Annotated in this window: 5 protein-coding genes; all 5 read left to right on the top strand. The window is 39.9% G+C overall.

The window, feature by feature from the left end; all coding sequences use genetic code 11:
* Window positions 1–392 precede the first annotated feature (392 nt).
* Window positions 393–3,503 (top strand): peptidase domain-containing ABC transporter, encoded by a 3,111-nt coding sequence (locus tag IQ229_RS05155; protein ID WP_194041874.1) that lies wholly within the window; start codon window positions 393–395, stop codon window positions 3,501–3,503.
* 116 nt (window positions 3,504–3,619) lie between these two features.
* Window positions 3,620–5,167, top strand: coding sequence for an HlyD family efflux transporter periplasmic adaptor subunit (locus IQ229_RS05150; RefSeq protein ID WP_194041872.1), 1,548 nt, complete (start codon window positions 3,620–3,622; stop codon window positions 5,165–5,167).
* 154 nt (window positions 5,168–5,321) lie between these two features.
* Window positions 5,322–6,110: a peptidylprolyl isomerase gene (locus tag IQ229_RS05145; protein ID WP_194041870.1), complete on the top strand. Its 789-nt coding sequence runs from the start codon at window positions 5,322–5,324 to the stop codon at window positions 6,108–6,110.
* Between the two features lie 433 nt (window positions 6,111–6,543).
* A complete protein-coding gene (locus tag IQ229_RS05140) occupies window positions 6,544–6,804 on the top strand; it encodes a hypothetical protein (protein ID WP_194041868.1) in 261 nt (86 codons plus the stop codon).
* A 536-nt stretch (window positions 6,805–7,340) separates the two neighbouring features.
* A partial coding sequence (locus IQ229_RS05135; protein ID WP_194041866.1) for a tetratricopeptide repeat protein occupies window positions 7,341–8,001 on the top strand: 661 nt, incomplete at its 3' end.

Here is an 8,001-nt window from a genome sequence, read left to right as displayed (position 1 = left end):
TTGCTGCATACAGCAAATTATATTGCAAAAATAATTATTCTTAATCATCACTTACAACCACTGCTGATTGCAAAAATGAGCAATCCATATTTGTGCGGAGTCTGTCAATGCAGTTACTTTTTGAAGTTAAATGTCGCTAAACACTCGATATTCTAGCATTTGCACTAGTTATTGCCACATCAATAAACTCGCTGTAACAAGTAGGTTGCCCACTCAATAAAAATACCTTGTATCTAAAAGATAGATGCTCTACAGCATACTATTTCTCTCTAAACTCTACTTTAATAAAGCTTAGAGTATCCTCGGTGAAAATACGGAATTAAATAATATTTTTAATGAAGTTTTGAATTGAATTCCGACTGATAAGTAAATTTTTTTGTGGAGATTAAAAAATGCCACCAGTGCTTTCTGAGCAACATGTGGGTGAAAGAATTTTGTATACCTTGGGTACAAAACTTTCAGAAAAAGAATTAGAGAACTTCTTGGCAGAAATGGAGATTGTGGAGCCACCATCAGCAAAGCAATTCTGGGAATCTGCACAGACGAATCCTGGTATATACATTATTCTTACAGGTAAAGTCCGACTATTAGATAGCTCAGAGAATTTAATTACTACCTTTGGTGCATGGTCTGTCTTTGGTGAATTGACTTTGTTTCCCGAAGCTAACTTTAGTCCTTATGTAGTTAGAGCTTCGACAAGCCTAAAACTTGGCTATTTTAGGCAAGAAGCATTGCAAAGGTTGATAGACAAGTATCCTAACATTCGCGATCGCCTATTTGCCCGTGCAGAACTTTGGGATTTGTTGTTGTTATGTCGCCAAGTATCACAATTCCCACGCCATACATCACAAGTTTCAGGAATGCTCAAAGCCTTATCTTTGTTTGAGCGGCACCAGTTAGACACTGGCTCTGTAAGTCCAGAAATATCTCAAGATTCACAGTTGTGGCTATTGTACAAAGGTCAACTGCGGCATTCAGAAGGCGATTCTTTGACACCAGGTACAATCTTTGCTCAACCAAAACAAGGAGATTGGCAAACAACGCTACCAACGATTGCTTACATTCTGAAAAACGACCAGATGCAAACAGCACTAGAATACTTCCCGGAGTTGGGGGAGTGGGCTTTTGCCATGAGTGTCAGCGAAACGGAATTGGAGACTGAGGACACAACTATCGGCTCAGTACATCGCAGAAGATTAGGTAGTAGAGAAAAAACTTCCCCATCTCCAAAATCTAAAATTATTCCTTTTCCCCAAAAAGAGAAGCAATCACAACAACAGCCAACAAAAAAATCACGTTTTTACTTTCCCAGTCCGAAAGTACAAATGGGGCATTGGTGGAAGCGGATTACCAAAAGCTATCCCTTCTATGCCCAACAAAGTGCAGCTGATTGTGGCTCTGCTTGCTTGGTGATGATTGGTAACTATTGGGGCAAACATTTTAGTATCAATCGCTTACGGGATATGACCAATGTCACTCGCAACGGTGCATCCCTAAAGGCTATGGCAGCAACAGCAGAATACCTGGGTTTTGCCACCCGTCCAGTGAAAGCTACCCTTGATAAATTAGCAGAACAACCTTTACCTGCAATTGCTCACTGGGAAGGTAAACACTTTATTGTTGTCTATGAAATCACCAAAAAGCGGGTGATTGTATGTGACCCGGCTCTTGGTCAACGCAGTCTGACAAAAGCTGAATTTCAAGCAGGTTGGACTGGTTATGCATTGTTATTGCAACCTACAGCTCTACTAAAAAGTGCTAAAGACGAAAGTAGAAGCTTCTGGAAATTTTTTGAGTTAGTCAAACCTCACTATCGAACACTGCTAGAAATTTTTATAGCTTCGATAGTCATTCAATTATTTGGGTTAGTAACGCCAGTATTTACCCAGTTGTTGCTCGACAGAGTACTTGTGCAACGCAGTGTTCCAACCTTAAACGCCATTGGTTTGGGAATGATTGTTTTTGGGTTGTTTGGTGTTGCTGTCAACGGTGTACGGCAATATCTCTTATTTCACACTGCTAACCGCATTAGTATCGCCTTACTCGTAGGCTTCATCAAACATACCTTCCGTTTGCCCCTTGCTTATTTCGAGTCGCGTTTCGTTGGGGATATAATCTCGCGCATCCAAGAAAACCAGAAAATTCAGAACTTCCTTACTGGTCAGACACTCTCGATTGTGTTGGATATGCTGACATTAGTAGTTTATCTGGCTTTGATGTTTTCCTATAGCTGGCGGATGGCATTATTCGTGCTGTGTACTGTACCGCCATTTTTTATCTTGGCGCTGGCCAGCACAAGTATTTTGCGCCGTATCTCCAGAGATATTTTTAATGCAGCTACCAAAGAACAAAGCTATCTCATAGAATCTTTAAGCGGAATTCGTACCGTCCGCTCATTAGCAATTGAACAGACAGTGCGTTGGCGTTGGGAGGAACTGCTAAATGATTTAATCAAAAAAGACTTTAATGCTCAAATAATTGACAATCGTTTGCAAATTATCAGTGGCGTCATCCACACCTTTGTAAATACTTCATTGCTGTGGTACGGAGCAACCCAGGTAATTAATAACGAACTAACTATTGGACAATTAGTTGCTTTCAATATGTTAGTGGGTAACGTCTTGAGTCCTTTCCAACGACTGGCTTTGCTGTGGAATGAATTACAAGAAATCGTGATTTCCACTGAACGGATTAATGATGTGTTGGAGGCGGAACCAGAAGAAGACTTAGAAACTAAACCCCGCAAGTCGTTGGGTAAACTCCGCGGTAACATTTGTTTTCAGAATGTTACCTTTCGTTATCACTCAGAAAGCGACACTAACGTATTAGAAAATCTCAACTTTGAAATTAAGCCAGAACAGATGGTTGCAGTCGTAGGGCGCAGCGGTTCTGGAAAAACAACTCTCAGTAAATTGATTTTGGGTTTATACCCACCGACAGATGGGAAAATACTCATTGATGGTAATGATATCACCAGTGTATCTATGCGATCGCTGCGTTCCCAAGTCGGCGTTGTAGACCAAGATACTTTTCTGTTTGGTGGAACTGTTCGCGAAAACATTGCGATTGCTAATCCAAATGCTTCTTCAGAACAAATTATCCAAGCAGCAAAATATGCTGGAGCCGATGAATTTATTCAAAAATTACCGCTGGGTTACGAATCCGAAATTGGTGAAAGCGGCGGAATGCTCTCTGGTGGACAGCGCCAACGCCTAGCTATTGCTCGTGCTTTGCTCGGAAATCCTCGGTTATTACTGTTTGATGAAGCCACTAGTCACCTCGATTCAGAATCAGAACGGATTATTCAAAACAACCTCAAAACAATTCTTAAAGGACGCACAAGTGTAATTATTGCCCATCGCCTCTCTACAGTCCGTAACGCGGACTTAATCCTGGTTTTAGATCAAGGTATTTTGGTAGAAAGCGGTACCCACGACGAATTAATCGCTAAAAAAGGTCATTATTACTACCTGAATCAACAACAGATGTCTCAAGTTAGTTGATGGGGCATTGGGCAGTCTTTTTATTCTCGACGAGACTCTGCGTAAACAATTTTGAATTTTGAATTTTGAATTGATTTCCCCCTCACTCCCCATCTACTTTTATTGGAAATAAAACCATGCCACATCCCAATAGATCGTCGCCACTTCCCCAAGATGAGCAAGATGAATATCAAAGTTACAAACAGCAAGAGGAATCGGTAGAGTTAGACGAGCAGACAGAGGCAGAAAATGAAAGTCAAGATTTGTACTATGGTACAGAAAAACTACTCAATGCCTTACCTCGAATTTGGACTCGTGGTTTGTTGTATACGCTCATCGGCTTTGCTGGTCTATTCTTGCCTTGGGCAATTCTCTCGAAAGTCGATGAAACTGGTAGCGCCAGAGGACGTATGGAACCTAAAGGCGCAACTCAAAAATTAGACGCTCAGGCTGCTGGGAGTGTCAAAACAGTTACAGTCAAAGAAGGAGATACAGTTAGAGCCGGACAGGTTTTACTGGAACTGGATTCTGAGTTGCTGCAAACAGAACTCCAACAAGTCCAGAGCAAATTGCAAGGGCTACAAAATCGGCAATCCCAACTGGAATTGCTGAAAAATCAACTCCTAATGTCAACGAGTCTTTTAGAACAACAAAATAAATCCCAAGAATTAGAAAAAATGGCTCAACTTAACCAGGTGCGGCAAAACCTGGATGCCAAACTGAGTAGCTATAACCTCCAAAAGTTAGAAAAACAATCATTAGTTAAGCAAGCAGAGGAGCAAATTGCTACCAGTCGCGACGATCAAGAATCGGCTGAAGCCCGTTTGAGCATAGATTCTAAGCAAGTTGAACGCTTTAGCAAACTCGTTGACAATAAGGTAGTTGCTGCGACCCAATTTGATGAAATCAAAAAACAAGAGCAAGGAAGCAAACGACTTTATAAAAAGTCTCTATCAGATATTAAACAAGCCGAATTGCGTTTAGCCCAAGAGCTAAATAATTATCAAGTAACTATCAAAACGTTGGAGTCTGATATCAAACAGGCAAAACTCCGACTGCAAGAAGAACAAAGTAGTTATAAAAGTGCCACGCAAGCCGGACAACTAGCTGTAATGAAAAATCAGGAGCAGCTAAAAGATATACAGGCACAAATAACAGCAACGCAATCAGAAATCGCTCAGACTAAAAGCCAGCTTATATCTACAAGATTGCAAATTCAGCAGCGCGTGGTGCGATCGCCGATTAATGGGGTGATTTTTGAATTACCCACCACTAAGCCAGGAGCGGTGGTACAAGTCGGTCAAAGGATTGCCCAAATTGCACCCACAAAAACAGACTTTGTACTCAGAGCGAATATGCCTAATCAGGATAGCGGTTTTTTGAAGGTAGGAATGCCAGTAAAAGTTAAGTTTGATGCCTATCCCTTCCAAGAGTATGGCATCGTGCAAGGAAAAGTTACTTGGATCTCACCTGACTCGAAAGTTAGCCAAACACCCCAAGGCAACATCGAAACCTATGAATTAGAAATCATCTTAGACCAGCAGTATGTCCAAAGTGGCAACAAACGTATTCCATTAGGTGCTGGTCAGACAGCAAATGCTGAAGTCATCATTCGTCAACGCCGAGTTATTGACTTTGTTCTAGATCCGTTCAAAAAACTGAAAAAGGGCGGTTTGGAGATGTAGTTAAAGTATCGCACTGAAATCAGGAAACAGGACAAAGGAGACTGGAGGAATCATTATATGCTCTTTGCCCACCTACCCTGAGCGAACGCGAACAGCGTCTCATAGAAAAACTGGAGGGATGCTCAATCCGCTTAATTATTGGAGATATCGTGTTATGCCCCACAATCTGACCATTTCTACCTCAAATATCATTCACAGTCTTAAACTCTCCTGTCAGATACCTGCTGTTGTGGAAGCGATCGCATCACAAAGTATTATTGCCGAAGCAGCTCAAGCGGCAGGAATTACAGTCACGCCAGAAGAACTACAGCAAGAAGGAGATAACTTAAGGTTCGCCAAGAAGCTTGTCAAAGCTAAAGACACCTGGTCATGGCTAGAAAAACACCACCTCTCTGTGGATCAGTTTGAAGAATTAGCCTACAACAACATCCTTTCGCGGAAGTTAGCGAATCATCTATTTTCCAATCAACTGGAAAAGCACTTTTACGAACATCAGCTAGATTATATCGCCGCCGTTACCTACGAAGTTGTCTTCGAGGATCGAGACTTGGCTTTAGAGCTTTTTTATGCCCTAGAAGAAGGCGAAATCAGTTTTCCAGATATTGCTCGTCTATATATCTCAGAACCAGAAGCTCGTCGTGCTTATGGATACAAAGGACTCCGATACCGCAAAGATTTTCGTCCAGAGATTGCAGCCGCTGTCTTTGCTGCTGCACCACCAGAAGCTCTCAAACCGATAACGACTCCCAAGGGAGTGTATTTAATTTGGGTGGAAGAAGTAATTCAACCCCAATTAGATGAACAGTTGCGCCAAAAAATCATTACAGAATCCTTTTCTGATTGGTTAAAGCAACAAATCACCACGATGAAAATAGTTACTCAAATAGACTCAGACGGTTCAGAAGAGGAATTAATAGATATGTTATTCACCAAAACTAAATAATTTCATAATTTTCAAATGTTTTTGTTGCTAAATATCTACCCTAAGTCGTGGGAGATTTATCTAGTCTTCAAAATGTTGCAGATACAGGTTTTATTTACTTCAAAACTTAATAGTTTTTTCTTTTTAGTGTTTTGTAAATATATTCTACGAAGTGCTGTATTTGCGTTATTTAAAATTAAATCCAATCGCTATAACTCTTGCTAGGCAGTATTTTTTAATTTCTGCTTAAATTTGTTATGCAGTTTTTTATAACTTCAATTAGGGCTATTTTTAATGATTTTTGAATATAAATACATTAGTTTTTTTAATCATAAAATCTTCCAAAAAGCATTGACTTTTTTGAGGAATAAAGTATATTAGATGTATAGCCAAACGAAACAAGTTGGTTAGACCAAGATTCCCAACAACAGTTACAAATTTTAGGAGAACTCAAATGATCATTTCTGATCTGAACTACTTGGAAAATACCACTGAAGAAATTATTGGTGGTACTTCTTCTTATAAGCCTAAGAAAATCATCATCATAATCAAGAAGCCTGAAGTCAGAAAATACACCAGCATTGCACAAGCAGATGCAGATGCTTCAGCAACCGGCGGCGTTAACAACATCGCTGTAACCTTTACTAACGCTACCGTTACTCCTAACAGTGCTACTGCTTCGTCATCAAGCTATGCTTCTACTTCTTACCAGTAGTAACAAGTAGTAATAATTAAACTCTACTTACAAAAAGTATTAACTTCTGGAAGTAGAGTTAGGCTCGAAAGCTTAGTATATTGATAAATGCCGAAGGCTCAAATGAGCAAAGAGCCTTCGGCTTTTACCAAAAGTACATCTTTTGGTCTTAAAAAAATGTTTCTGCAATAAAATTTTACAACTTAGAACATTTAATTCTCAACCCAGTTTGCAGCCTGTGTTGTTTAACCGCCCTGAATTAAAACTCTGGGCTAATAGTCATAAGAGGAAGACTTTACCGTAGCCTTAAGCTTCTCGTAGACCCCCGAAAGGTAGAGAAGAGTAAAATTCCTGTTAATTAAGTTTAAGAACTAACCAAGCAGACATGATATCAATCGATATCAGTTATAAGTTTCAAAAGCTTGAGTTCCTTGCAGATATAGGAACAAAAGACATTTTAAATAAAAAAGATTGTATTTATAGCCCATAAATCAAAGGATACAAGCTCCTAAGTTTATTTATGGGGATTGTTAATTTTGAATTTGGAGCAAAGCGACGTGACCACAATTCCTGATGCTCTCCAACTCGCAAGTCAATATCACCAAACTAAGCGCTTCACCCAAGCCGAAGAGATTTATCGTCAAATTATAGGCTTAGATCCCCAGCAGTCAGAGGCATTTTATGGATTAGGTCTGCTGGCGCAGGAACGGGAACAATATCAGAATGCAGAACAATTTTTTCAAGCAGCCTTGCAATTACAACCTGAAGCAGGGGTAATACATAACAGTTTGGGGTTTAGTCTGCAACAACAGGGTAAGCTAGAAGAAGCGATCGCCTGTTATGAAAAAGCATTAGAAATTCTTCATGACAGCATAGAAGTACAAATTAATATCAATAATATTCTCCACATTCAAGGTAAGCTGTCACCAGAAGAACAAATCCACTACGCAGAGTTGAATGAGCAATTTGCTTTAGCTAGGCAACAGGCAGGCGATTTCAAGATAGCAGAATTATATTATCGCCAAGCTATTGCATTGCAGCCAGATTTGGTATCATCTCATACTAATTTAGGAGAAGTACTCCAAAAACAAGGGCGATTCAATGATGCCATCGATTCTTACCAAGAAGCACTGAAAATTAAACCAGACTATCATTACGCCTATCACAACTTAGGGTATCTTTTTCAGGAAAAAGGAAAATTTGCAGAAGCAATAGAAG

Origin of the sequence: Nostoc cf. edaphicum LEGE 07299 (assembly GCF_015207245.1) — a bacterium.
Taxonomy (GTDB): domain Bacteria; phylum Cyanobacteriota; class Cyanobacteriia; order Cyanobacteriales; family Nostocaceae; genus Nostoc; species Nostoc edaphicum_B.
This window is presented reverse-complemented; position numbering and strand designations above follow the sequence as displayed.